Annotated in this window: 22 protein-coding genes; 18 read left to right on the forward strand and 4 right to left on the reverse strand. The window is 72.0% G+C overall.

The window, feature by feature from the left end; all coding sequences use genetic code 11:
* Positions 1-13: 13 nt before the first annotated feature.
* From FDM97_RS06920 to FDM97_RS06945, 6 genes are all read left to right on the forward strand, one after another.
* The gene (locus FDM97_RS06920) at positions 14-1,291 is read left to right on the forward strand and encodes an ATP-binding protein (RefSeq protein ID WP_137989371.1); all 1,278 of its coding nucleotides are present in this window, start codon (positions 14-16) and stop codon (positions 1,289-1,291) included.
* Positions 1,288-2,349, forward strand: coding sequence for a tetratricopeptide repeat protein (locus FDM97_RS06925; RefSeq protein ID WP_137989372.1), 1,062 nt, complete (start codon positions 1,288-1,290; stop codon positions 2,347-2,349). The genes FDM97_RS06920 and FDM97_RS06925 overlap by 4 nt, the downstream gene beginning before the upstream one ends.
* On the forward strand, positions 2,349-3,437 hold the full coding sequence (locus tag FDM97_RS06930) for a tetratricopeptide repeat protein (protein WP_137989373.1): 1,089 nt from the start codon (positions 2,349-2,351) through the stop codon (positions 3,435-3,437). The genes FDM97_RS06925 and FDM97_RS06930 overlap by 1 nt, the downstream gene beginning before the upstream one ends.
* Before the next feature lie 190 nt (positions 3,438-3,627).
* Entirely contained in the window at positions 3,628-3,987 is a 360-nt protein-coding gene (locus FDM97_RS06935; protein WP_137989374.1) for a histidine triad nucleotide-binding protein, read from the forward strand.
* A gap of 11 nt (positions 3,988-3,998) precedes the next feature.
* Positions 3,999-4,901 (forward strand): ribonuclease Z, encoded by a 903-nt coding sequence (locus FDM97_RS06940; protein ID WP_137989375.1) that lies wholly within the window; start codon positions 3,999-4,001, stop codon positions 4,899-4,901.
* A gap of 10 nt (positions 4,902-4,911) precedes the next feature.
* Complete coding sequence (locus FDM97_RS06945) at positions 4,912-5,916, forward strand: adenosine deaminase (protein WP_137989376.1); 1,005 nt, start codon at positions 4,912-4,914, stop codon at positions 5,914-5,916.
* 317 nt (positions 5,917-6,233) lie between these two features.
* Here FDM97_RS06945 and FDM97_RS06950 read toward each other — a convergent pair whose 3' ends face one another.
* Positions 6,234-7,589 carry an MFS transporter gene (locus FDM97_RS06950; RefSeq protein ID WP_137989377.1) on the reverse strand — a complete coding sequence of 452 codons (1,356 nt, stop codon included), beginning with the start codon at positions 7,587-7,589 and terminating at the stop codon, positions 6,234-6,236.
* Between the two features lie 262 nt (positions 7,590-7,851).
* Here FDM97_RS06950 and FDM97_RS06955 point away from each other — a divergent pair, with 262 nt between their 5' ends.
* From FDM97_RS06955 to FDM97_RS06975, 5 genes are all read left to right on the forward strand, one after another.
* On the forward strand, positions 7,852-8,964 hold the full coding sequence (locus tag FDM97_RS06955; protein WP_137989378.1) for a carbohydrate kinase family protein: 1,113 nt from the start codon (positions 7,852-7,854) through the stop codon (positions 8,962-8,964).
* A 114-nt stretch (positions 8,965-9,078) separates the two neighbouring features.
* Positions 9,079-10,101, forward strand: coding sequence for a PhoH family protein (locus tag FDM97_RS06960; RefSeq protein WP_137989379.1), 1,023 nt, complete (start codon positions 9,079-9,081; stop codon positions 10,099-10,101).
* Positions 10,102-10,113: 12 nt separating this feature from the next.
* Entirely contained in the window at positions 10,114-10,611 is a 498-nt protein-coding gene (gene ybeY, locus FDM97_RS06965) for an rRNA maturation RNase YbeY (RefSeq protein WP_137989380.1), read from the forward strand.
* Between the two features lie 7 nt (positions 10,612-10,618).
* A complete protein-coding gene (locus tag FDM97_RS06970; RefSeq protein ID WP_137989381.1) occupies positions 10,619-11,914 on the forward strand; it encodes a hemolysin family protein in 1,296 nt (431 codons plus the stop codon).
* On the forward strand, positions 11,911-12,264 hold the full coding sequence (locus tag FDM97_RS06975) for an MmcQ/YjbR family DNA-binding protein (protein WP_137989382.1): 354 nt from the start codon (positions 11,911-11,913) through the stop codon (positions 12,262-12,264). Before FDM97_RS06970 ends, FDM97_RS06975 begins: the two co-directional genes overlap by 4 nt.
* 72 nt (positions 12,265-12,336) lie before the next feature.
* Here FDM97_RS06975 and FDM97_RS06980 read toward each other — a convergent pair whose 3' ends face one another.
* Complete coding sequence (locus FDM97_RS06980; RefSeq protein ID WP_137989383.1) at positions 12,337-13,728, reverse strand: MFS transporter; 1,392 nt, start codon at positions 13,726-13,728, stop codon at positions 12,337-12,339.
* Positions 13,729-13,820: 92 nt separating this feature from the next.
* Here FDM97_RS06980 and FDM97_RS06985 point away from each other — a divergent pair, with 92 nt between their 5' ends.
* The 6 genes from FDM97_RS06985 (at position 13,821) to era (ending at position 19,502) form a co-directional block, all read left to right on the forward strand.
* Positions 13,821-14,708: a helix-turn-helix transcriptional regulator gene (locus FDM97_RS06985; protein ID WP_175439049.1), complete on the forward strand. Its 888-nt coding sequence runs from the start codon at positions 13,821-13,823 to the stop codon at positions 14,706-14,708.
* A 118-nt stretch (positions 14,709-14,826) separates the two neighbouring features.
* Complete coding sequence (locus FDM97_RS06990) at positions 14,827-15,555, forward strand: hypothetical protein (protein WP_137989384.1); 729 nt, start codon at positions 14,827-14,829, stop codon at positions 15,553-15,555.
* Between the two features lie 27 nt (positions 15,556-15,582).
* Entirely contained in the window at positions 15,583-15,945 is a 363-nt protein-coding gene (locus FDM97_RS06995) for a cytidine deaminase (protein WP_137989385.1), read from the forward strand.
* Positions 15,946-16,171: 226 nt separating this feature from the next.
* A complete protein-coding gene (locus FDM97_RS07000; RefSeq protein WP_137989386.1) occupies positions 16,172-17,515 on the forward strand; it encodes a WxL domain-containing protein in 1,344 nt (447 codons plus the stop codon).
* Positions 17,516-17,588: 73 nt separating this feature from the next.
* Complete coding sequence (locus tag FDM97_RS07005; RefSeq protein ID WP_137989387.1) at positions 17,589-18,530, forward strand: WxL protein peptidoglycan domain-containing protein; 942 nt, start codon at positions 17,589-17,591, stop codon at positions 18,528-18,530.
* Between the two features lie 21 nt (positions 18,531-18,551).
* Positions 18,552-19,502 (forward strand): GTPase Era, encoded by a 951-nt coding sequence (gene era / locus FDM97_RS07010; protein ID WP_137989388.1) that lies wholly within the window; start codon positions 18,552-18,554, stop codon positions 19,500-19,502.
* Positions 19,503-19,572: 70 nt separating this feature from the next.
* Here era and FDM97_RS07015 read toward each other — a convergent pair whose 3' ends face one another.
* Both FDM97_RS07015 and FDM97_RS07020 read right to left on the reverse strand, forming a co-directional pair.
* Positions 19,573-19,836, reverse strand: a complete 264-nt coding sequence (locus tag FDM97_RS07015; protein ID WP_137989389.1) for a protealysin inhibitor emfourin — start codon at positions 19,834-19,836, stop codon at positions 19,573-19,575.
* A 24-nt stretch (positions 19,837-19,860) separates the two neighbouring features.
* Positions 19,861-20,928, reverse strand: a complete 1,068-nt coding sequence (locus tag FDM97_RS07020) for a M4 family metallopeptidase (protein ID WP_137989390.1) — start codon at positions 20,926-20,928, stop codon at positions 19,861-19,863.
* Between the two features lie 293 nt (positions 20,929-21,221).
* Between FDM97_RS07020 and leuA the strand changes: the two genes are divergently transcribed.
* Positions 21,222-22,979: a 2-isopropylmalate synthase gene (gene leuA / locus FDM97_RS07025; protein WP_137989391.1), complete on the forward strand. Its 1,758-nt coding sequence runs from the start codon at positions 21,222-21,224 to the stop codon at positions 22,977-22,979.
* Positions 22,980-23,126 lie beyond the last annotated feature (147 nt).

The following is a 23,126-nucleotide window of genomic DNA, read 5'->3' on the forward strand; positions in this document are numbered from 1 at the left end:
CTAGGCTGGCCGCATGTCCGACGAGTCTCCCCTGATCCGTAGTCTGCGCGCCGCCGTCACCGCCGCGCCCGAAGACGTGCACCTGCGGCTGCACTTCGCCGAACTGCTCCTCGCCGAGGGCCGGAACGACGAGGCCGTCACGGAGGCCGCGGTCGCGCTCCAGCACGCGCCGGGCGACGAGGCCGCCCGCGCCCTGATGATCCGCGCGATGGGCGTACCCACCGCGGCCCAGGAGGCCCCCGCGGCGCCCCCGGCCCCTGAGGTCCCCGACACCCCCGCCTTCGACTGGGCCGCCGCCGAGCAGGAGGTCGGGGACCTCGTCGGCCCGCGGTTCGTCACCGGCGATGACACCGGGACGGAGGCACCGCTCACCTCCGACGGCAGCGGTGACGCCGGGGACGTGTCCGCCTGGGACGTCGACCGCCCCGGCTCCGTACGCCTCGCCGACGTCGGCGGCATGCAGGAGGTCAAGGACCGCCTGGAGGCGGCCTTCCTCGCCCCCATGCGCAACCCCGAACTGCGCAAGCTGTACGGCAAGTCCCTGCGCGGCGGCCTGCTCCTCTACGGCCCGCCCGGCTGCGGCAAGACGTTCATCGCCCGTGCCGTCGCGGGTGAGCTCGGCGCGAGCTTCATGTCGATCTCGCTCTCCGACATCCTCGACATGTACATCGGCACGTCCGAGAAGAACGTCCACGACATCTTCGAGACCGCCCGCGCGCAGGCGCCCTGCGTCGTCTTCCTCGACGAGCTCGACGCGCTCGGAGCCAAGCGCTCGCGCACCCACCACAGCGGACTGCGCAATGTCGTCAACCAGCTCCTCACCGAGCTCGACGGCATCGACGGGGCCGAGAACGAAGGCGTGTTCGTCCTCGCCGCCACCAATGTCCCCTGGGACGTGGACCTCGCGCTGCGCCGCCCCGGCCGCCTCGACCGCACCCTGCTCGTGCTGCCGCCCGACGCCCCCGCCCGCGAGGCGATCCTCCGCTACCACCTGCGCGAACGCCCCATCGAGTCGGTCGACCTGGGCAAGCTCGTCAAGGCCACCGAGGACTTCTCGGGAGCCGACCTCGCCCATGTCTGCGAGACCGCCGCCGAGTCGGCGCTCCTCGACTCCGCCCGCACCGGCACCGTTCGCATGATCAACATGAAGGATCTGCTGGGCGCGGCGAAGCAGATCAAGCCGTCGAGCGAGTCCTGGTTCGCCTCCGCGCGCAACGTGGCGATGTTCGCCAACGACGGCGGGATGTACGACGACCTGGTCGCCTACCTGAAGAAGAAGCGCAAGCTGTGACCACGCATCCACAGGTCCAACAGGCGCGGCTGCTCTACGAGATGTGTCGCCCGGAGCAGAGCCACGAGCTGATCGGCCGCCGCCTCGCCGAGGATCCGGACGACCATCAGGCGTGGGTGGTGCTCGGCCAGTGCCTCCTGACCCTGGGGCGGCCCTCGGAGGCACTCGCCGCCGGTCTGGAGTCGCTGCGGCTCGAACCCGAGTACCTCGACGCCCACTTCGTGCGCGGCGTGGCCCTGCGCCGACTGGGCCGGCTGCCGGAGGCCGACGCGGCGCAGCGCCAGGCGATCCGCATCGATCCGGACGCATGGGGCCCGCGCAGGCAGCTCGCCGAGCTGCTGCTCGAACTGGCCCCGGACCGCCCGGAGGAGGCGCTCCGCGAGGCCCGTGAGGCGGTGCGGATCGGACCGGACGAGGCCCAGCCCTGGGAGACGATGTACAGGGTCGCCTCCTTCCACGAGCGGACGGAGACGGCCGAGGAGGCCGTACGCCAGCTGCTGCGGATCGACCCGACGCACACCGTCGCCGTGACGGTGAGCACCGAGCGCGAGGCCGCCAGGCCCGGTACGTCGGCCGCCAAGGCCGCCGACACGTACGCCGCCGGGCTCGCCGCCGCCCCCGGGTCCGACCAGCTGCGCAAGGAGCTCGACAAGGCCGTCTACCGGATGCTGCGCGGCACCCGGTGGCTCGCCCTGCTGTGCCTCGTGATGGCCGGCGTCACCGCGGACATCTTCCCGTCCGACGGCCAGGAGCCGAAAGAGCTGCCGATCCACCTCGGCACCCGGCTCTGGGCCGTGTGCCTGATGGCGGCGGTCTGGGGATTCGGCGCCTGGCGCCGCTACCGGCGGATGCGCACCGGCGCGCAGCTCACCGTACGCGCCCTGGTGCGGCGGGAGTTCTGGCCGCGCGTCGTCCTCGGGCAGGCCACGCTCGCCACCCTGTGCGCGCTGCTGATCGTCGCCGTGCCGTGGACCGACCGCCTCGTCCCCCAGATCCTGTTCTGGCTCGGGCTCGTACCGAATCTGCTCAGCATCACGCACGACCGGGACAAGATCTGATGAGCCGGGCGATGGAGCGGGCCGACGCGCTCTTCGACGTCGGACGCTACGAGCAGGCCGCCGCGCTCGTCGCCGGTCATCTGGCGACCGAGCCCGACGACGCCACCGCGCTCGTCCTCCTGGCCCGCTGCCAGCACCGCCTGGGCCGCGAGCGGGACGCCCTCGACTCCGTCGAACGGGCCCTGCGCGCCGAACCGGACTCGCTGCCCGGCTGCCTGATGCGCACCCACATCCTGCTCGCGCTGAAGGAGTACGAGGAGGCCGAGCGGTCCGCCCGGCACTCCGTCGAACTCGCCCCGCACTACTGGGGCAGCCACTACGCGCTCGGCACCGTCCTCGACCGGTCCGTCCGCAAGGAGCGCCGGCGCGAGGCGTACGAAGCGGCCAGGACCGCCGTCGCGCTCGCCCCCCAGGAGAGCGACGCGCACTTCCTCGTCGGCCTCACCGCCCACCGCAACGGCGAGCACCGGGTCGCCGAGCGGGCCTACGAGACGGCTCTGCGGCTCGACCCGCAGAGCAGCGAGGCGCACAACAACCTCTCCCTGCTCCATCTGCGCCGCCGCTGGTTCCGGCGCGGGGCGTGGACGAAGGCCGCCGAGGGCTTCGTCGAGTCCGCGGCGCTCGACATCGACGACCGGCAGGCCCGCTACAACCTGGAGACCATGGCCTGGGGCACGGTCGCGGGCGCCCGCTGGGTCGCCCTGGCCGGCTTCCTCGCGGCGGCCCTCGGCTCGGCTCCGGTGCGCACCGGCGCGACCGGGAGCGAGGCCCTCGTCCCGTATCTGATCGGCGCGGCCGTCCTCGTCGGCGGCTGGGCCGGCTGGGCGCTGTGGATCACCCGGCGGGTGCCGCCGCGGCTGCGCCGCCCGCTCCTCCTGGTGGCCCGTGGCTGCAGACCGGTCCTCGCGATGGCGGTCGCCGTCGGCCTGCTCGGCCTGCACTCGGTCGTGTCGCTCGCGCTGTGGCGGGCGGACGCGGGGGTTGTCGGCGGTCTCGGCACGCCGCTGTTCTGGGCGGTGGTCATCACGTACTGGGCAAGCCGCTCAGCCCTCGGTCGTCGCGCCCCGGCGTCGGAGCGCGGGAGGTAACGCCCCGGGGCCGCCGTTCCGGCCCTGCCCTGCCCGGTCCGGTCCGGTCCGGGGCACGGAGCCCGGCGCCGCCCCGCCCACCACCCCGCCCGGCGGGCCGCCCGGCGGGCCGCCCGACGCCCGCACCGCGGGCTCGTGCGGCCGATACGATGCCCGGGTAACTGATCACCAAGGCGAGGAGGCCCGGGCCATGGCCGGAGAGCCGCAGAGCGACTGCCTGTTCTGCAAGATCGCGGACGGAGAGGTTCCGGCGACGATCGTGCGCGAGACGGAGACGACCGTCGCGTTCCGCGACATCAACCCTCAGGCGCCCACGCACGTGCTCGTCATCCCGCGCGTCCACTACCCCGACGCCGCCACCCTCGCCACGGCCGCGCCGACCATCGCCGCCGACGTGCTGCGCGAGGCCGGCGAGGTCGCCGCGCAGGAGAAGGTCGACGGCAGCGGCTTCCGGGTCGTCTTCAACACCGGGGCGGGCGCGGGCCAGACCGTCTTCCACGCCCACGCGCATGTCCTCGGAGGCCGCGGCCTCAACTGGCCCCCCGGATAGAAAGCCTTCTCTTGTCCGTACGTGAACTCGTCGTGCTCGGGACCGCCAGCCAGGTCCCGACCCGGCACCGCAACCACAACGGCTATCTGCTCCGCTGGGACGGCCAGGGCATCCTCTTCGACCCGGGCGAGGGCACCCAGCGGCAGATGCTGCGGGCGGGCGTCGCGGCCCACGACATCGACCGGATCTGCGTCACGCACTTCCACGGCGACCACTCGCTCGGCCTGGCCGGCGTGATCCAGCGCATCAACCTCGACCAGGTGCCGCACCCGGTCACCGCGCACTACCCGGCGAGCGGACAGCGCTTCTTCGAGCGGCTGCGGTACGCGACCGCCTACCGCGAGACCGTGAAACTGACCGAGACCCCGGTGGCCGCCGACGGCCCGCTCGCCGCCACCGAGTCGTACACCCTGGACGCGTACCGGCTCTCGCACCCCGTCGAGTCGTACGGCTACCGGCTCACCGAGCCCGACGGGCGCCGCATACTTCCCGAACGGCTCGCCGCGCACGGCATCAAGGGCCCCGACGTCGGCCGGATCCAGCGCGAGGGTGTCCTGGACGGCGTGACGCTGGAGGACGTCAGCGAGGTACGGCGCGGTCAGCGGTTCGCGTTCGTCATGGACACCCGGCTCTGCGACGGCGTCCACGCGCTCGCCGAGGGCGCGGACATGCTCGTCATCGAGTCGACCTTCCTCGACGAGGACGTCCGGCTCGCCACCGACCACGGCCATCTGACGGCCGGACAGGCCGCCGCCGTCGCGCGCGACGCGGGGGTGCGGCACCTCGTCCTGACCCACTTCTCGCAGCGGTACAGCGACCCCGCGGAGTTCGAACGGCAGGCGCGGGCGGCCGGGTTCGACGGCGAGCTGAGCATTGCCCAGGACCTGATGAGGGTCCCCCTCCCCAAGAGATAGACGACACACCATGCCCCTCCCCCTGCCCAAGGCCGAACTGCACCTGCACATCGAAGGCACCCTCGAACCGGAGCTGGCGTTCGCGCTCGCCGCGCGCAACGGCGTCACCCTGCCGTACGCGGACACCGAGGAGCTGCGCAAGGCGTACCTCTTCAGCGATCTGCAGTCCTTCCTGGACCTGTACTACGGGCTGATGGCCGTCCTGCACACGGCGGAGGACTTCACCGAGCTCGCCGACGCGTATCTGGCGCGGGCGGCGGCGCAGGGGGTGCGGCACGCCGAGATCTTCTTCGACCCGCAGGCGCACACGGCTCGCGGGGTGCCGATCGGCACGGTGATCGAGGGCCTGGCCCGAGCGCTGGACCGGGCCGAGGAGCGGCACGGCGTCTCGACGCGGCTGATCATGTGCTTCCTGCGCGACGAGTCCGCCGAGTCGGCGATGGCGACGCTGGAGGCCGCGAAGCCGTATCTGCACCGGATCACCGGTGTGGGCCTGGACTCGGCGGAGGTCGGCCACCCGCCGGCGAAGTTCCGCGAGGTGTACGCGGCGGCGGAGGCGCTCGGCCTGCGCAAGGTCGCCCACGCGGGCGAGGAGGGCCCGCCGGCGTACATCCGCGAGGCCCTGGACGTCCTCGGCGTGGAGCGGATCGACCACGGGCTGCGGTGCATGGAGGACCCGGAGCTGGTGGAGCGGCTGGTCCGGGAGCGGGTGCCGCTCACGCTCTGCCCGCTGTCGAACGTACGGCTGCGGGCGATCGACGTCCTGGAGGACCACCCGCTGGCGTCGATGCTGGCGGTGGGGCTGATGGCGACGGTCAACTCGGACGATCCGGCGTACTTCGGGGGGTACGTGGGGGAGACGTTCGAGGCGGTGCGGGGGGCGTTGGGGCTGGAGCGGGAGCAGCTGCGGACGCTGGCGCGGAACTCCTTCGAGGCGGCGTTCCTGGAGGACGAGGAGGAGCGGCGGGCGGGGTATCTGGCGGAGGTCGACGCGTACGACTTCGACGCGGAGTAGGGGGCGGGCGGGGCGGGCGGGGGTTCGGGTGCGGGTTCCGGTGCGGGTTCCGGTGCGGGTCGGGGGCGCCTGCGGCGGGCTCCTTCCCCACCCCGCCCCTTCCCGAACTGGGGCTCCGCCCCAGACCCCGCGCCTCAAACGCCGGCGAGGCTGAATGTTCCGCCCAGGGGGCGGGATCTCGCTGCGACGCGAAGCTGTCGCCTCGGGGGCCGTGGGGGCGTCGCCACCACATCGGCCCACCCCCACCAGCCCCTGGCAGGGTTTCGGGAAGGGGCGGGGTGGGGGAAGGAAACCCCCGGCCCCTACCCCCGACAGGCTCAGCCCCGGTCGCTCGGGCGGGCCAGGTGGAAGGCGCGGCGGTCTCTGCGGCTGCGGGGCGTGGGGACCGGGAATTCGGTGACCTGCTGTTCCGGGGCGCCCATCTGGGGGACGAGGCCCGTGGGCGAGATCGTCGTGCCCGCGACCACCGCCGCCGGGGCGCCGCCGCGGCGGTGGATGGAGCCGGGGACCAGCGGGCGGCCGGAGGTGTGCAGGGCGACCGCGGTCATCGGGGCCGCGACCAGCAGGAGCAGCGCGCACAGGACGAGGCCCATGCCCGGGTACCCGGCGGCCTCGGACAGGACGCTGCCGGTGACCGGGCCGCAGGCCACGCCCAGCGAGGACGCCGAGCCGACGAGCACCGCCCAGCGGCCGCGCGGGTCCAGGGACGCGGCCAGGCCGAGCAGGTAGGACAGGACGACCGGGTAGAACACGTTCCACAGGATCTCGCCGGTCGCGAAGGACCCGAGGCCTCCCGCGGCCGAACTGACCAGGACACAGACGGCGATCACCGCCGTGCCGGCCCCGATCGGGACGGCGCGGCCCAGCCGCGAGCCGAGCGCCCCGGCCGCCGTGACCCCCGCGAGCCCCGCGCCCAGCGCCACGGCGAAGACGGCGCCGACGGTGACCTCGCTCAGCCCGGCCTGGGTGAGTCCGATCCGGCCGCTCACGCCCCACAGGGCGTTCTGCGCCAGGGACCAGAGCAGCATCGCGGCGGCGAGGACGAGCCCCGAACGCCGGTGGGGGAGCGGCGAGGCCCCGCCCTGGCCGCGCTCCGTCGAGGCGGTCCGTACGCGCCCATCCGCCGACCCGCCCGCCGACCCGCCCGCCAGCCCGCCCGTCAGCGGCCACACCAGCGCCGCCGCCAGCGCGATCGAGGCGAACGGCAGGGCGTGGCCGTCCCCGAGGTGCGGGAGTGTGAGGTAGAGCGCGCCGGCCGTCGCCGAGACCGAGAGCAGGCCGAGCGTCGACGCCCGGTGCGGATCGCGCCCCGCCGCGATACCGGCCGCGGCCACCGCCGTCGCCGTACCCGAGCCGAAACCGCCGACGACCGCGCCGCCGACCACCAGCGGAACGCTCGCGGTCAGTGCCGCCGAGCCGTAGCCCGCGCACATGGCCAGCAGGCCGATGCGCGCCGCCCTGCGCGGGCCGAGCCGCTCCACGCGCGCGGCCAGGGTGAAGCCGGCCGAGGCCGAGGCGAGCAGGAGGACCGATCCGGCCAGGCCCGCGGCGGCGGGGGTGAGACCGAGTCCGGCGGAGAGCCGGCCGACGACGGTCGGCAGCAGGTACGGGGCGAGATAACCGGCCGTGAACAGGGCGACAAGGGGCCCCAGGGCACGCGGGCGCGACGACATGGGCGTTCCAGGAACGAAAGGAAGAGGGGGTGGAGCGCCCGGTGTTGCACGGGATCGCGGGACTTGTTGTATCAAGCGACCGAGGGCCCCGAGAAGCCCGGAGAGGCCGGAATACGCCCTTTCTGGTTGTGATCTGGGTCACTATGGGTTTGGGGTCGGTTTCCCCGGGTAGGAGGCGCCACTTTTCGAGCTGCGTCACCCCCGCCGCCCGGCCCCCATCGGGCACACTGGCCTGATCCGCACCACGACCGGGGAGCCTGCCGTGACCACAGCAAGGGGAGAGCAGCAACACGACGCCGGGGTCGACCCGTTGGTGCGCCTGCGCGAGCCCACCGATCCCGACTGCGACGTCTTCCTCACCGGCACGGTCTTCCTCGACATCATCTTCACCGGCCTCGACAGCGCTCCCGTGCGCGGCACCGAGTCCTGGGCGAAAGGCATGGGCTCCAGCCCCGGCGGCGTCGCCAACATGGCCACCGCCCTCGCCCGCCTCGGCCTGCGCACCTCGCTCGCCGCCGCCTTCGGCGACGACCACTACGGCGAGTACTGCTGGGACGCCCTGGAGCAGGGCGAGGGCATCGACCTCTCGCTCTCGCGGACCGTGCCCGGCTGGCACTCCCCGGTGACCGTCTCCATGGCGTACGAGGGCGAGCGCACGATGGTCTCCCACGGCCACGAGGCCCCGCCGCTGGACGGCGCCCTGCCCGCCTACCCGCCGCACGCGCGCGCCGCGGTCGCCTCCCTCGTACCGGGGCGCAGCGAGGAGTGGGTCGCCCAGGCCGCACGGGGCGGGGCGAAGGTCTTCGCCGACGTCGGCTGGGACGAGACCGGCGGCTGGGACCTGAACGGCCTGAGCGACCTGGAGCACTGCGAGGCCTTCCTGCCGAACGCGCAGGAAGCGATGCGCTACACCCGCACCGACTGCCCGCGGGCCGCCGCCCGCGCGCTCGCCGACAAGGTCCGTTACGCCGTGGTCACCCTGGGTGCGGAGGGCGCCTACGCGGTCGACGGGGCCACCGGCGAGACCGCCGAGGTGCCGGCCATCGAGGTCTCCGCCCTCGATCCGACGGGCGCCGGCGACGTCTTCGTCGCCGGGTTCGTCACCGGGACCCTCGCGGACTGGCCGCTCGCCGACCGGCTGGCCTTCGCCGGACTGACCGCGGCGCTGTCGGTGCAGGAGTTCGGAGGCTCGCTCTCCGCGCCCGGCTGGGGCGAGGTCGCCGCCTGGTGGGAGCACGTCCAGGACCACGTCTGCCAGGACCCGGAGGCGCTGCGCAGCCGCTACGCCTTCCTGGAGCGGCTGCTCCCGGCCGCCACCCGCCCCTGGCCCCTGCGCCGGGCCGTCCCCACGATCGGCTTCCGCCGTAGCGCGTGACCCCGTAAAAACGCTTCGGCCTTGTCAGTGACAAGTCGTAGGCTTGGATCCCAGAGGTTGTCGAGCGGCGAGAACCCTGCAACGGGAGGTATGTGCAGGCCTCAGTGCCGGCCCATGACTCAGACACCCACAGCCCCCAATGGCGCGCCGGGCGAGGCCCGCGCCCACTTCACCGTCCCCGCCAAGCATCCGATGGTGACCGTTCTCGGCTCCGGTGACGCCCTTCTGCGTGTGATCGAGAAGGCGTTCCCGAAGACCGACATACATGTCCGGGGCAACCAGGTCAGCGCGGTGGGCGAGGCGGCGGAAGTCGCACTGATCCAGCGACTGTTCGACGAGATGATGCTGGTGCTCCGCACCGGGCAGCCGATGACGGAGGACGCAGTGGAACGCTCGATCGCCATGCTCAGGGCGAGCGAGAACGGCAACGCGGAGGCAGGCCAGGAGACCCCGGCCGAGGTGCTCACGCAGAACATCCTCTCCAGCCGCGGCCGCACCATCCGCCCCAAGACCCTCAACCAGAAGCGGTACGTCGACGCGATCGACAAGCACACGGTCGTCTTCGGCATCGGCCCCGCCGGTACCGGCAAGACGTATCTGGCCATGGCCAAGGCGGTCCAGGCCCTGCAGTCCAAGCAGGTCACCCGGATCATCCTGACCCGGCCGGCCGTCGAGGCGGGCGAGCGGCTCGGCTTCCTGCCCGGCACGCTCTACGAGAAGATCGACCCGTATCTGCGGCCGCTCTACGACGCGCTGCACGACATGCTCGACCCCGACTCGATCCCGAAGCTGATGGCCTCGGGCACGATCGAGGTCGCGCCGCTGGCGTACATGCGAGGACGGACGCTCAACGACGCGTTCATCATCCTCGACGAGGCGCAGAACACGAACCCCGAGCAGATGAAGATGTTCCTCACCCGCCTCGGCTTCGACTCCAAGATCGTCATCACCGGTGACATCACCCAGGTCGACCTGCCCGGCGGCACGAAGAGCGGTCTGCGCCAGGTCCGCGAGATCCTGGACGGCGTTCCGGACGTCCACTTCTCGATGCTCACCTCGCAGGATGTCGTCCGGCACAAGCTCGTCGGCCGTATCGTCGACGCGTACGAGCAGTACGACAGCCGCAACGGGAAGTAGTAACTGAGCACCATGTCGATCGACGTCAACAACGAGTCCGGAACCGAGGTCGACGAGCAGGCGATCCTCGACATCGCCCGCTACGCCCTCGCCCGCATGCGCATCCACCCGCTCTCCGAGCTCTCGGTGATCGTCGTGGACGAGGCGGCGATGGAGCAGCTCCACATCCAGTGGATGGACCTGCCGGGCCCGACGGACGTCATGTCCTTCCCGATGGACGAGCTGCGCCCGCCGTCGAAGGACGACGAGGAGCCCCCGCAGGGGCTCCTCGGCGACATCGTGCTCTGCCCCGAGGTCGCCACCCAGCAGGGCAAGGACGCGCCGACGCAGCACTCCATGGACGAGGAGCTCCAGCTCCTCACCGTCCACGGAGTGCTGCACCTGCTCGGCTACGACCACGAGGAGCCCGACGAGAAGGCCGAGATGTTCGGCCTCCAGGCGGCGATCGTCGACGGCTGGCGCGCGGAGAAGGGCCTGACCGGCCCGTCCCCGGCCCCGACCGTCTCCTGAGCCCCCGATGACCGCATCGCTCATCCTCGGCGCGGTCGCGCTGGTCGTGGTCGCCTGGCTGGCCGCCTGCGCCGAGGCCGGCATGGCCCGCGTCTCCAGCTTCCGTGCCGCCGAGGCCGTACGGTCCGGGCGCCGCGGCGCCGCGAAGCTCGCCCAGGTCGCCTCCGACCCCACCCGCTACCTCAACGTGGCGCTGCTCGTGCGCGTCGCCGCCGAGATGGCGGCCGGGGTCCTCGTCACGTACGCCTGCCTGGAGGAGTTCCCCGAGACCTGGGAGGCGCTGCTCGTCGCCATCGTCGTGATGGTGCTCGTCAGTTACGTCGCCGTCGGCGTCTCGCCGCGCACCATCGGCCGCCAGCACCCGCTGAACACGGCCACCGCCGCCGCGTACGTCCTGCTGCCGCTCGCCCGGGTCATGGGCCCGATCCCGCAGCTGCTCATCCTCATCGGCAATGCGCTGACCCCCGGCAAGGGCTTCCGCAAGGGCCCCTTCGCCTCGGAGGCCGAGCTGCGGGCGATGGTCGACCTCGCCGAGCAGGAGTCGCTGATCGAGGACGAGGAGCGCCGGATGGTGCACTCCGTCTTCGAGCTCGGCGACACGCTCGTACGGGAGGTGATGGTGCCCCGCACCGACCTCATCTGCATCGAGCGGTACAAGACCATCCGCCAGGCCCTCACGCTCGCGCTGCGCTCCGGCTTCTCGCGGATCCCGGTCACCGGCGAGAACGAGGACGACATCGTCGGCATCGTGTATCTGAAGGACCTGGTCCGCAAGACGCACATCAACCGCGACGCCGAGGCGGACCTCGTCTCGACGGCGATGCGTCCGGCCGCCTTCGTGCCGGACACCAAGAACGCCGGCGACCTGCTGCGCGAGATGCAGCAGGAGCGCAACCACGTCGCCGTCGTCATCGACGAGTACGGCGGCACCGCCGGGATCGTCACCATCGAGGACATCCTGGAGGAGATCGTCGGCGAGATCACCGACGAGTACGACCGCGAGCTCCCGCCGGTCCAGGAGCTGGGCGAGGACCGCTACCGGGTCACCGCCCGCCTCGACATCGGGGACCTCGGCGAGCTGTACGGATTCGGCCCGGACGAGTACGACGACGAGGACGTGGAGACCGTCGGCGGACTGCTCGCCAAGGCGCTGGGCCGGGTGCCGATCGCGGGTGCCAAGGCGGTCGTGGAGCTGCCCGACGGGCGCTCGCTGCGGCTGACGGCCGAGTCCCCCGCGGGCCGGCGGAACAAGATCGTGACAGTGCTCGTGGAACCCGTGGCCGTCGGAGGAGAAGCCGGATGACGCCCGACCAGCTGCGCGCCTTCTGCCTGGAGTTCAACGACGCGACGGAGGAGTTCCCCTTCGGGCCGGACACCTCCGTCTTCAAGGTCGCCGGAAAGATGTTCGCGCTGTCCTGGCTCGACGGCCGTCCGCTGCGGGTCAACCTCAAGTGCGATCCGGAGGAGGCGGTACGGCTCCGGGAGGAGTATCCGGCCATCGCCCCCGGCTACCACATGAACAAGCGCCACTGGAACACGGTGACCGTCGGCGGGCTCCCGGACCGGATGGTCCGGGAGCTCATCGAGGACTCGTACGACCTGGTGGTCGACGGGCTTCCGAAGGCGGTACGGCTCCGCCTCGACCGGCCGTAGCCCGCCACCGGCCATAGCCCGCCACCGCGCCATAGCCCGCCCCCGGCCGTGGCTCAGGACTGCTCAGGACTGTCAGGACCGCCGCCGCAGGCCCAGGGCGACCAGAACCGCCGTCCCGAGCACGATCGCCGTGTCCAGGGCGAGGACCGTGCGGACACCTCCGTACAGGTCCCCGCCCGTGGTCGCGAGGACGCCGAGCAGCGGGATGCCGACGGTGAGGCCGACCTGCTGGGTCGTGGTCACCAGACCGGTCGCCAGACCCTGCTCCGCGTCCGGGACACCGGAGGTGACGGTCAGCCCGTACGCGATGATCGCGCCGAGGTGGCACATGGACGCCAGGGAGACGGCGACCCCGGCGAGCAGCGCGCCCGATTCGGCGCCGATGCCGAGCAGCGCACCGGTGAGCAGGCCCTGGCCCGCGAGCGAGAGCACCAGGGTGCGGCGGGCGCCGATCCGGCCGATCACCTTCGGGGCGAGCGTCCCGGCGAAGACCGACAGGACGCCCTGCACGCCGAAGACCAGACCGGTGGCGAAGGACGAGAGCCCCAGCGTCTCCTGCAGATACAGCGTCAGCACGAAGACGACCGTGGACATCATCGAGAAGGTGACGAGCCCGCCCAGGTTGCCGAAGGCCACCGTGCCCCGCCGCAGCATCGGCAGTGACACGAGCGGGGCCGCGCTGCGGGACTCGACGACCACGAAGGCGGCGAGGAGCAGCACCCCGAGGACCAGGGTGACCAGCACGTCCGCGCCGCCGAAGCCGCGCTCGGCCGCCGTCGACAGGGCGTAGATCACGGCGAGCAGACCGCCGGTGACGGTCACCGCGCCCGGCACGTCGAGCCGGGGCCGGTCCGGGGTGCGGGACTCGGGCAGCAGGCCGGGGGCCAGGGGCAGCACGATCAGGGAGAAGAGGGCCAGCAGGCCCATGGTGGAGCGCCAGCCGAGCGTGTCGGTCATGACCCCGCCCAGGATCATGCCGACGGTGAAGCCCAGCGAGAGCAGCGTGCCGGAGATGCCGAGCGCCCGGTCCCGCAGCGGCCCCTCCGGGAAGGTCGTGGTCAGCAGGGACATGCCGGTCGGCACGATCGCCGCCGCGCCGAGGCCCTGCAGGGCGCGCCCGGCGAGGAACGAGGCCGGGTCCCAGGCGAAGGTGGCGAGCAGCGAGGCGGCGCCGAAAAGCGCGAGGCCCGCGAGGAACAGCTTCTTGCGCCCGTACAGATCGCCGATCCGGCCGGACAGCAGCAGGAAGCCGCCGGACGGCAGGGCGAAGGCGGTCACCGCCCACTGGAGGGCGGAGTGGCTCAGGCCGAGGTCGGCGCCGAGGACCGGCAGCGCCACGTTCAGGACGGAGAAGTCGAGCGCCACCATGAACTGGGCGGCGCACAGGACGACGAGGATGAGCCGGGCGCGGCCGGTCAGGGTCGGGGGAGCGGAGGCGGTCGGGGGAGAGGTGACGGTTGCCATGGCCACGACTCTCCCGGCGCGGGAACAAGGCTGGGGAGCGGGAACTTATCCTGTTGGTCGCACCACCAGGCATCCAGGGGGAGGAAGCACACGTGGCCACAGCGGTCGAGAGCGATGACACCAAGGCGCACCGACTCGCCGAACTGCGCGAGTTCCTGATGAGCCGTCGGGCCCGTGTCACCCCGGCCGAGGCGGGACTCCCGGACGGCGGTGCCCGCCGCCGGACCCCCGGCCTGCGCCGCGAGGAGGTCGCCGTCCTCGCGGGCGTCGGGGTCTCCTGGTACCAGTGGCTGGAGCAGGGCCGGGACATCACCGTCTCCCCGCAGGTCCTCGACGCCGTCGCCCGCGTGCTGCGGCTCAGCCCGGCCGAGCGGCGCCACCTGTACGTCCTTGCCGGCCTCAACCCGCCCGCGCCCGAAGTGGCCCCGGAGGACCGGGACATGTGCGAGGGGCTGCGACGGCTCATCGAGGCGTGGATGCCGTTCCCGGCGCACATCATGGACGCGTACTGGAACGTCGTCCAGTACAACGAGTCCGCGTCGATCGTCCTCGGCATGCGGCCGGAGATCTCCCAGAACTGCCTGATCGCCTTCTTCACCGACCCGCTCTACCGCTCCCGGGCGGCCGACTGGGCGGAGCTCGCGCCGAAGGTCGTCGCCCAGTTCCGTGCGGCCTGCTCGGAGTGCCCGGACGACGACGGCTTCCGCGCGGTGGTGGAGGAGGCGAAGGAGGTGAGCGCGGAGTTCACCGAGCTGTGGGAGCGCCGGGACATCATGCCGGGCGGCCAGAACCGCAAGATCCTGGAGCACCCGCTCGTCGGCCCGCTGTACCTGGAGGCCACCCAACTGCGGGTGCCCGCCCGGCCCGACCTCGCGATCGTCATGCACACCCCGCTGCCGGAGGAGAAGACGGCGCGGAAGCTTCAGTGGCTGGTCTCCCCGGAGGGGCGGCGCGGGGCGATGTATCCGGTGGCGGGCTGAACGGCACTCTGGGCGTACGGGGTGTCAGCGGGCCCGTATATTCTCCTCGCGATCCGGCCGTCCCCCACCGGTGCCGGGTTGTCCCATCACCCTCGTACCCGCAAAGGGCTCATTCACCATGCGCACTCGCATTCGCCACGGACTGGCCGCCGCTCTCGCCGTCTCCGCGCTCTCGCTGACCGCCGCGTGCGGTGGCGGCGCCGCCAAGGACGACGCGAAGAAGGACAAGTCGGCCGACAAGCCGGCCGCCGAGCAGACCACGTCCGCGGCGCCCGCGCCCGCCACGCCGCTGACGGCCGCCCAGATGAAGGCCGCCGTCCTGGAGGCCAAGGACCTGCCGTCGGGCTGGACGGCCAGCAAGGCCACGTCGGATCCGACCAAGGTGACGGCGGACAAGCCCGAGTGCCAGCCGCTCGCCAGTCTGCTCAACTCCGAGGTCGAGGGTGCCACCATGGGCCCGGGCGCCGACTTCAAGCGCGGCAACTCCGAATCCGAGCTGAGCCAGCAGATCATGACCTTCGCCGGCACCGGCGCCGCCGACTACACCACGTCGATCGGCACCGCGCTGGGCACCTGCACCTCGTTCGTCGCCAAGACCGACGGCGGCACGATGAACATCGACATCAAGAAGCTCACGGCCCCGCAGAGCGCCGAGGAGGCGCACGCCTTCCGGATGACGCTGAACATCGCGGAGCTCGGCATGAAGATCGAGTCGAACATCCTGGTCGCCCGCCAGGGCACCGGCGTGACCCGGCTCGCGCACCTCGCGGACGCCGCCGGCCAGAAGGAGTTCGACACCTTCGCCAAGCTCGCCGGTGACAAGCTGGCCAAGGCCGCGCAGAGCTGACCCCGTGCCCCGACCTATGCTCGGGGCATGACACTTAAGCGCGACCACGGCGATCTCGGCGCCGAGGACCTCAAGATCATCACGCTGGCGCGCAGCGCCCGCGCCCGCAACGGTGTGCCCGAGGGCGCGGCGGTGCGGGACGAGACCGGCCGCACGTACGTGGCGGGGACCGTGGCCCTGGAGTCGCTCAAGCTGAGCGCGCTCCAGACCGCGGTCGCGATGGCCGTGGCCAGTGGGGCCCAGTCCCTGGAGGCCGCGGCCGTCGTGTCGACGGCCGACGCCGCCTCCGACGAGGACCGCGCGGCCGTACGCGACCTCGGCGGGCCGGAGACCCCGGTGCTGCTCGCCGGCCCCGACGGGCAGCTGCGCGCGGCGGTCACGGCGGGCTGAGGTCCGGCGACTCGAAGGGGGCCCGACGGCACGTCGGGCCCCCTTCACGTGGTGGTCCGGTCCCGGAGGGCGGAGTCCCGCACGATCGCTCTCCGTGCTGACCAGGTAAAACGTCGATCTTGACAGTATCTGATGGGTCATCAGTCGGCGCATTTCGATTCCATTGACTTCTCTTGACGCCCGGCCGTCAATGGCGCCCTCTCATCCCTCAGGAGGGGGCACACACATGGCACACTCGCGAACCCGGACGGGGACCCGAAGACAGCGCTGGACCGCCGTCCTCGGCGCCGCCGCCCTCGCGGTCGCCGCCGGCGGCGCACTGGCCGCTCCGGCCGGCGCCCTGACGACCGCGTCCCAGGCGGTGGACTTCCCCACGCACTGCGTCCCGCCGCCGATCGCCGGCATCCCGCCCATCGACGGCACCACGACCGCGGAGATCACCGTCGACAAGCCCACCCCCAAGGTCGGCGAGACGGTCACCGTCACCTACACGGTCACCAAACCGGCCGCGTCCAACCCGGTCGACCTGGCCCTCCCGGCCGACATCATGACCCCGACCGGCAAGGTCGTCCTCGGCGGCGCCCAGACCGGCGCGGTCACCGTCGCCGGCCCCAAGAAGAACGACCCCGTCCCCGGCAAGGGCTCCTTCCCGCCGTTCTCGATGACCGGCACGTTCACGGTCACCGAGCCCGGCTCGATCACCCTCTCGCCCGGCGACTACAACATCCACACCAGCTACCTCATGGAGCTGGACACCCCCTGTACGGTCACCAACCCGCCCGCCCCCGTCTCCGAGACGATCACGGCGAGCGAGCAGCCGGGCGCCAACGAGCGGAACATCTCGCTCGGCACGGCCTCCGGCGCACCCGGCGTCCGGGTCACCGTGACCGGCGCCAAGTTCACCCCGCTCGCCGAGGTCACCGTCGTCGGCCGGGCCGGCGCGGCGGAGACCGCCGACCGGATGACCGTCACGACCGACAGCGAGGGCGGGTTCGCCGCCCGCCTGATGGTCAACGACAAGGCGACCACCGGGATCGTGGCGTACGAAGGGGCGGCCTGGGACCCGGAGAAGGGCGCGGGGCCTGCCGCGTACACGGTCATCGACGACACCCCGCAGCCGCCGAACAGCCAGAAGCTCGACGCGGCCGTCATGGCGGGCGAACTGTCGATGACCCAGGCCGGTGACTCGGTCCAGCTGTCGTCCGTGAACTTCGGTCAGGGCGGCGCGGCGACCGGCGACCTGAAGACGGTGACGGTCAAGGACTTCCGCGGCGGCCCCGCGGGCTGGTCCCTGACCGGCAAGGTCACCGACTTCACCGGACCGGACGGCTCCATCGGCGCCGGACAGCTCAGCTGGACCCCTGCCTGCACCACCAAGGCCGGCAGCCCCAGCACCTGCGTCCCCGGCTCCGCCGGAACGGTCGGCAGCGGCGGGGCGACCCTCGCCTCGACCCCTAACGGCACGCTCACCGGCGGCGAGTTCACCGTCGACGCCAAGGTCTCCCTGAACGTCCCGGCGTTCACGGCACCGGGCGCGTACGCGGGCGTCCTGACCCTGACGCTCAGCTGAACGCGATCCACACACCAGCGGGCCGGGCGCGCACCCGGTCGGCCCGCTCCGACCCCGGGGGGTTCACCGCACCGTGCGCAGGAAGCTGTACGTCCTCGTCCTCACCGCCACCCTCGTCCTGCTCGGCGCGCCCGCCGCGCCTGCCGCCGAGAACGGCGAGTGGGCCGTCCATCCGGCCGCCTCCCAGCTCGGGAGCCGGCCGTACTTCTATCTCTCCGCGGACCCCGGCACGACCCTGACCGACCAGGTCACCGTCACGAACAAGACCGGCGCCCCGCTCACCTTCCGCGTCTACGGCGCCGACGCCTACAACACCGAACGCGACGGCGGCTTCGCCGTCCGCACCCAGCAGGAGAGGCAGACCGGCGCCGGCGCCTGGATCACGCCGCAGCGCACCCGCGTCACCGTCCCGCCCCGCTCCTCCGTCACCGTGCCCTTCACCCTCGCCGTCCCCGCCGACGCCGAGCCCGGCGACCACCCCGGCGCCGTCGTCGCCCTCGACGAACGCATCGAGGCCGGCGGCGGCTCCGTGGCCGTCGGCGTGCAGCGTGCCGTCGGAGCCAGGGTCTACCTGCGGGTCAACGGCCCCACCGTCCCCGCCCTCGCCGTCGAGGACGTCACCCTCGACCAGGACCGGCCGCTCGTCCCCGGGACCCGTACGAGCACCGCCCTCATCTCGTACACCCTGCACAACCGCGGCAACGTCACCCTCAACCCCAAGGTCGCCCTGCGGGCCGAGGGAGTCTTCGGCCGCACCCTGCTCGACCGCGACCTGGCGGCGATCCCCTCCGAGCTGCTGCCCCGCCAGAAGATCCGGCTCACCGAGCGGTGGACGGGATCACCGCAGTTCGACTGGGGTGAGGTGACCCTCACGGCCACCGCGAAGGACGTACGGGAGTCCGGGCGCGCCTCCTTCCTCGCACTGCCCTGGCTCGCCGCCGCGGCCGTGCTCGGTGGGGGAGCGGCGGCCCTCGTGGGGCTGTGGGTGAGGCGGCGCCGGGCACTGAGTACGTGACGGCGTCCCGCATCGGGGAGAATGGCCCCCATGAGCGCTCGTAACCAAGAATCCGAAGCCGTCCACCGGGCCGGCTTCGCCTGCTTCGTCGGCCGCCCCAACGCGGGCAAGTCCACCCTCACGAACGCTCTGGTCGGCCAGAAGGTGGCGATCACCTCCAACCGGCCCCAGACCACCCGGCACACCGTGCGCGGCATCGTGCACCGTCCGGACGCGCAGCTGATCCTCGTGGACACGCCCGGCCTCCACAAGCCGCGCACCCTCCTCGGGGAGCGCCTCAACGACGTCGTGCGCACGACATGGGCCGAGGTCGACGTGATCGGCTTCTGTCTGCCCGCCGACCAGAAGCTCGGCCCGGGCGACCGCTTCATCGCCAAGGAGCTCGCCGGGATCAAGAAGACCCCGAAGGTCGCGATCGTCACCAAGACCGACCTGGTCGACTCCAAGACGCTCGCCGAGCAGCTCATCGCCGTCGACCAGCTCGGCAAGGAGCTGGGCTTCGAGTGGCAGCAGATCGTGCCGGTGTCGGCCGTGGGCGACACGCAGGTCCAGCTGGTCGCCGACCTGCTGATCCCGCTCCTGCCGGAGTCCCCGCCGCTCTACCCCGAGGGCGACCTCACCGACGAGCCGGAGCAGGTGATGGTCGCGGAGCTGATCCGCGAGGCCGCCCTGGAAGGCGTACGGGACGAGCTGCCGCACTCGATCGCGGTGGTCGTCGAGGAGATGATCCCCCGCGAGGACCGCCCGGCGGACCGGCCGCTGCTCGACATCCACGCGAACGTCTACATCGAGCGCCCCAGCCAGAAGGGGATCATCATCGGCCCGAAGGGCAAGCGCCTGAAGGAGGTCGGGATGAAGTCCCGCAAGCACATCGAGGCGCTGCTCGGCACCCCGGTCTTCCTCGACCTGCACGTCAAGGTCGCGAAGGACTGGCAGCGGGACCCCAAGCAGCTGAGGAAGCTCGGCTTCTAGCTCGCCCGGCACCCTCCGGCCGGAGGGCGGCGCCCGCGAGGCCCCCTCGGGCCTCTCGGCGCGAGGGAGGCTAGGCGCCTTCCTTCAGGACCCTCGTGATCAGGGCGCGCTGCGCGTCCGTGAGGCGGGGGTCGGCGCAGTGGATCGTCTCGCCGTCGACCGTGATCTCGTACGCGAAGCCGTCCGGCACTCCCCGGCCTTCGACACCGCCCTCGGTGAGGACGGTGTCGGCCAGGGCCTGCCACTCCCCGGCGTCCGGCAGGGCCGAGGTGTCCACCTCGGCCGACCGCTCGATCCCCGCGAAACCGCCCGTGCGCCGCACTCGAATACGCATGGGCCCTGTCTACCAGCCCGGCCCTCACTCCGCCCGGACGCCGACGGCCGCCCAGGCCTTCAGGACCGCCTGGATCTCGTCCCCGTCCCCGTACCGCGCCTTCGCCGCCGCCACCGTGGCCGCCGCGAACTCCGAGAACCGGGTCTCGGGCGTCAGCGTGCCGCCGGTCATCACGTCGTACCAGATCTGCCCGGCCCGCTCCCACGCGAAGCCGCCCAGCTCGGTCGCCGCCAGATAGAAGGCGCGGTTCGGGATGCCCGAGTTGATGTGCACCCCGCCGTTGTCCCGGCCGGTGCGGACGTAGTCGTCCATGTGGCCCGGCTGCGGGTCCTTGCCGAGGACGTCGTCGTCGTACGCCGTTCCCGGCTCCTTCATCGAGCGCAGCGCCGTCCCCTGCACGTTCGGGTGGAACAGGCCCTCGCCGATCAGCCAGTCGGCCGTCTCCGCGCTGTGGCCCCGCGCGTACTGCTTGACCAGCGAGCCGAAGACGTCCGAGACCGACTCGTTGAGCGCCCCGGACTGGCTGAAGTACTCCAGGTTCGCCGTGTACTGCGTGAAGCCGTGCGCGAGCTCGTGGCCGATCACGTCCACCGGGAGGGTGAAGTCGAGGAAGATCTCGTCGTCGCCGTCGCCGAACACCATCTGCTCGCCGTTCCAGAAGGCGTTGCCGTAGTTCCGGTCGTAGTGGACGGTCGCGAGCAGCGGCAGCCCCGCTCCGTCGATCGAGTCCCGGCCGAAGGCCTTCAGGAAGAGGTCGAAGGTGGCGCCGAGTCCGTCGTAGGCGCGCTCCACCGTCGCGTCCCCGGTGGTCTCCCCGTCCTCCGCCCGGACCTCGACGCCCGGCAGATCCGTGCCGCCCTGGGCGTCGTACACCGTGCGCCGGGGGCGGGCGGGCCCGGCCGGCGGGGCCGCGGGGGCCTCGGCCGGCTGGGAGAGGGCGCGGCTGGTCCGGTTCATGGCGTCGGCGACCAGCGTGTGCCGCGCGGCCTCGCGGACGGCCGGGTTCTCCGACCTGGCCAGATGCTCCAGCATGTGCGGCGGCACGATCGTGCAGAAGACGGGGTGGACGGGTACGTACGCGTGGGAGGTCATCCCAGCAATGTGGCACTGAGTCATGCGACTGTCACTAGCCGCGAGCATGATCCGCGAAATGGAGTGATTCGTCACCCTTTCGTATTGACGCCCCACCCGTCCCGCATACTGAAACAGGACGTCCGGACTCCGCCGTCCTGAGCTAGGCTGCGGCACATCATGCGTTTCGGGCTGCTTCTCCTTAGCTGCCGCGGCGAGGGCCTGTAGTCGTAGGCCGACCCCCTCCCCGCGGGACCTGGTGTTGCGTTCGACAGTCGGCCGTCCCTCCCGCTGGACCCGAGGAGCCCTACGCAATGTCTCAGCCCGTTGGCCGCCCGACGCCCATCACCAACGCGACCCGGATGCAGAAGCCGTCCGGGATGCCGATCCACAAGTACGGCCGGTACGAGGCCGTGCACATCCCCGATCGCACCTGGCCCGAGCAGCGCATCACGAAGGCTCCGCGCTGGCTGTCGACCGACCTGCGCGACGGCAACCAGGCCCTGATCGACCCGATGTCCCCGGCCCGCAAGCGCGAGATGTTCGACCTGCTCGTCCGCATGGGCTACAAGGAGATCGAGGTCGGCTTCCCGTCCTCCGGCGAGACCGACTTCGCCTTCGTGCGCTCCATCATCGAAGAGGGCGCGATCCCGGACGACGTCACCATCTCCGTACTGACCCAGGCCCGCGAGGACCTGATCGAGCGGACCGTGGAGTCCCTGGTCGGCGCCAAGCGCGCCACCGTCCACCTGTACAACGCCACCGCGCCCACCTTCCGCCGGGTCGTCTTCCGCGGCTCGAAGGAGCAGATCAAGCAGATCGCCGTCGACGGCACGCGGCTGGTCATGGAGTACGCGGACAAGCTGCTGGGCGACGAGACGATCTTCGGCTACCAGTACAGCCCGGAGATCTTCACCGACACCGAGCTGGACTTCGCCCTGGAGGTCTGCGAGGCGGTCTGTGACGTCTGGCAGCCCGAGGAGGGCCGCGAGATCATCCTGAACCTGCCCGCCACCGTGGAGCGCTCGACGCCGTCCACGCACGCGGACCGGTTCGAGTGGATGTCCCGGAACCTGACCCGCCGCCCGTACATCTGCCTGTCCGTGCACCCGCACAACGACCGCGGTACGGCGGTGGCGGCGGCCGAGCTGGCCATCATGGCCGGGGCCGACCGGATCGAGGGCTGCCTGTTCGGGCAGGGCGAGCGGACCGGCAACGTCGACCTGGTGACGCTGGGCATGAACCTGTTCTCGCAGGGCGTGGACCCGCAGATCGACTTCTCGCAGATCGACGAGATCCGCCGCACCTCCGAGTACTGCAACCAGATGGAGGTCCACCCGCGCCACCCCTACGCGGGCGACCTGGTCTACACCGCCTTCTCCGGCTCCCACCAGGACGCCATCAAGAAGGGCTTCGACGCCATGGAGGCCGACGCGGCCGCCGCCGGCAAGACCGTGGACGAGATCGAGTGGGCCGTGCCGTACCTGCCCATCGACCCGAAGGACGTCGGCCGCTCCTACGAGGCCGTCATCCGGGTCAACTCGCAGTCCGGCAAGGGCGGTATCGCGTACGTCCTGAAGAACGAGCACAAGCTGGACCTGCCGCGCCGGATGCAGATCGAGTTCTCGAAGATCATCCAGCAGAAGACGGACAGCGAGGGCGGCGAGGTCACCCCGGCCGCGATCTGGTCGGTCTTCCAGGACGAGTACCTGCCGAACCCGCACAACGCCTGGGGACGTATCCAGCTGCGCTCGGGCCAGACCACGTCCGACACGGACGGCACCGACACCCTGACCGTCGAGGCGGTCGTGGACGGCGTCGACACCGTCCTGACGGGCTCCGGCAACGGTCCGATCTCGGCCTTCTTCGCCGCCCTGCAGGCGATCGGCGTGGACGCCCGCCTGCTGGACTACCAGGAGCACACGATGAGCGAGGGCGCCTCCGCGCAGGCCGCCTCGTACATCGAGTGCGCCATCGACGGCAAGGTCCTGTGGGGCATCGGCATCGACGCCAACACCACCCGTGCCTCGCTGAAGGCGGTCATCTCCGCGGTCAACCGCGCCGCGCGCTGACATCGCCGAAGCGTGGGAGCCGGTGCCCCGCATTCCCCGAGGGGATGCGGGGCACCGGTCTTTCCACCCCTGAGGGTGATCTCGCGGGACGCGATCGGGAACGCGGTCGCCTCTCCCCGCATGTCGCGTCTCGGCCATGTCGGTGGC

It is taken from the genome of Streptomyces vilmorinianum (assembly GCF_005517195.1).
In the GTDB taxonomy this organism is placed as follows: domain Bacteria; phylum Actinomycetota; class Actinomycetes; order Streptomycetales; family Streptomycetaceae; genus Streptomyces; species Streptomyces vilmorinianum.

Bases quoted from the DNA above. Each gene is read 5' to 3' on its own strand.
- FDM97_RS06995 (WP_137989385.1), top strand. From the start codon at position 15,583: ATGACACTTAAGCGCGACCACGGCGATCTCGGCGCCGAGGACCTCAAG.
- era (WP_137989388.1), top strand. From the start codon at position 18,552: ATGGCCCCCATGAGCGCTCGTAACCAAGAATCCGAAGCCGTCCACCGG.
- FDM97_RS06945 (WP_137989376.1), top strand. From the start codon at position 4,912: ATGCCCCTCCCCCTGCCCAAGGCCGAACTGCACCTGCACATCGAAGGC.
- FDM97_RS06920 (WP_137989371.1), top strand. From the start codon at position 14: ATGTCCGACGAGTCTCCCCTGATCCGTAGTCTGCGCGCCGCCGTCACC.
- FDM97_RS06970 (WP_137989381.1), top strand. From the start codon at position 10,619: ATGACCGCATCGCTCATCCTCGGCGCGGTCGCGCTGGTCGTGGTCGCC.
- FDM97_RS06960 (WP_137989379.1), top strand. From the start codon at position 9,079: ATGACTCAGACACCCACAGCCCCCAATGGCGCGCCGGGCGAGGCCCGC.
- FDM97_RS06935 (WP_137989374.1), top strand. From the start codon at position 3,628: ATGGCCGGAGAGCCGCAGAGCGACTGCCTGTTCTGCAAGATCGCGGAC.
- ybeY (WP_137989380.1), top strand. From the start codon at position 10,114: ATGTCGATCGACGTCAACAACGAGTCCGGAACCGAGGTCGACGAGCAG.
- FDM97_RS07000 (WP_137989386.1), top strand. From the start codon at position 16,172: ATGGCACACTCGCGAACCCGGACGGGGACCCGAAGACAGCGCTGGACC.
- FDM97_RS07020 (WP_137989390.1), bottom strand. From the start codon at position 20,928: ATGACCTCCCACGCGTACGTACCCGTCCACCCCGTCTTCTGCACGATC.
- FDM97_RS06930 (WP_137989373.1), top strand. From the start codon at position 2,349: ATGAGCCGGGCGATGGAGCGGGCCGACGCGCTCTTCGACGTCGGACGC.
- FDM97_RS06990 (WP_137989384.1), top strand. From the start codon at position 14,827: ATGCGCACTCGCATTCGCCACGGACTGGCCGCCGCTCTCGCCGTCTCC.
- FDM97_RS06950 (WP_137989377.1), bottom strand. From the start codon at position 7,589: ATGTCGTCGCGCCCGCGTGCCCTGGGGCCCCTTGTCGCCCTGTTCACG.
- FDM97_RS06975 (WP_137989382.1), top strand. From the start codon at position 11,911: ATGACGCCCGACCAGCTGCGCGCCTTCTGCCTGGAGTTCAACGACGCG.
- FDM97_RS06980 (WP_137989383.1), bottom strand. From the start codon at position 13,728: ATGGCAACCGTCACCTCTCCCCCGACCGCCTCCGCTCCCCCGACCCTG.
- FDM97_RS07015 (WP_137989389.1), bottom strand. From the start codon at position 19,836: ATGCGTATTCGAGTGCGGCGCACGGGCGGTTTCGCGGGGATCGAGCGG.
- leuA (WP_137989391.1), top strand. From the start codon at position 21,222: ATGTCTCAGCCCGTTGGCCGCCCGACGCCCATCACCAACGCGACCCGG.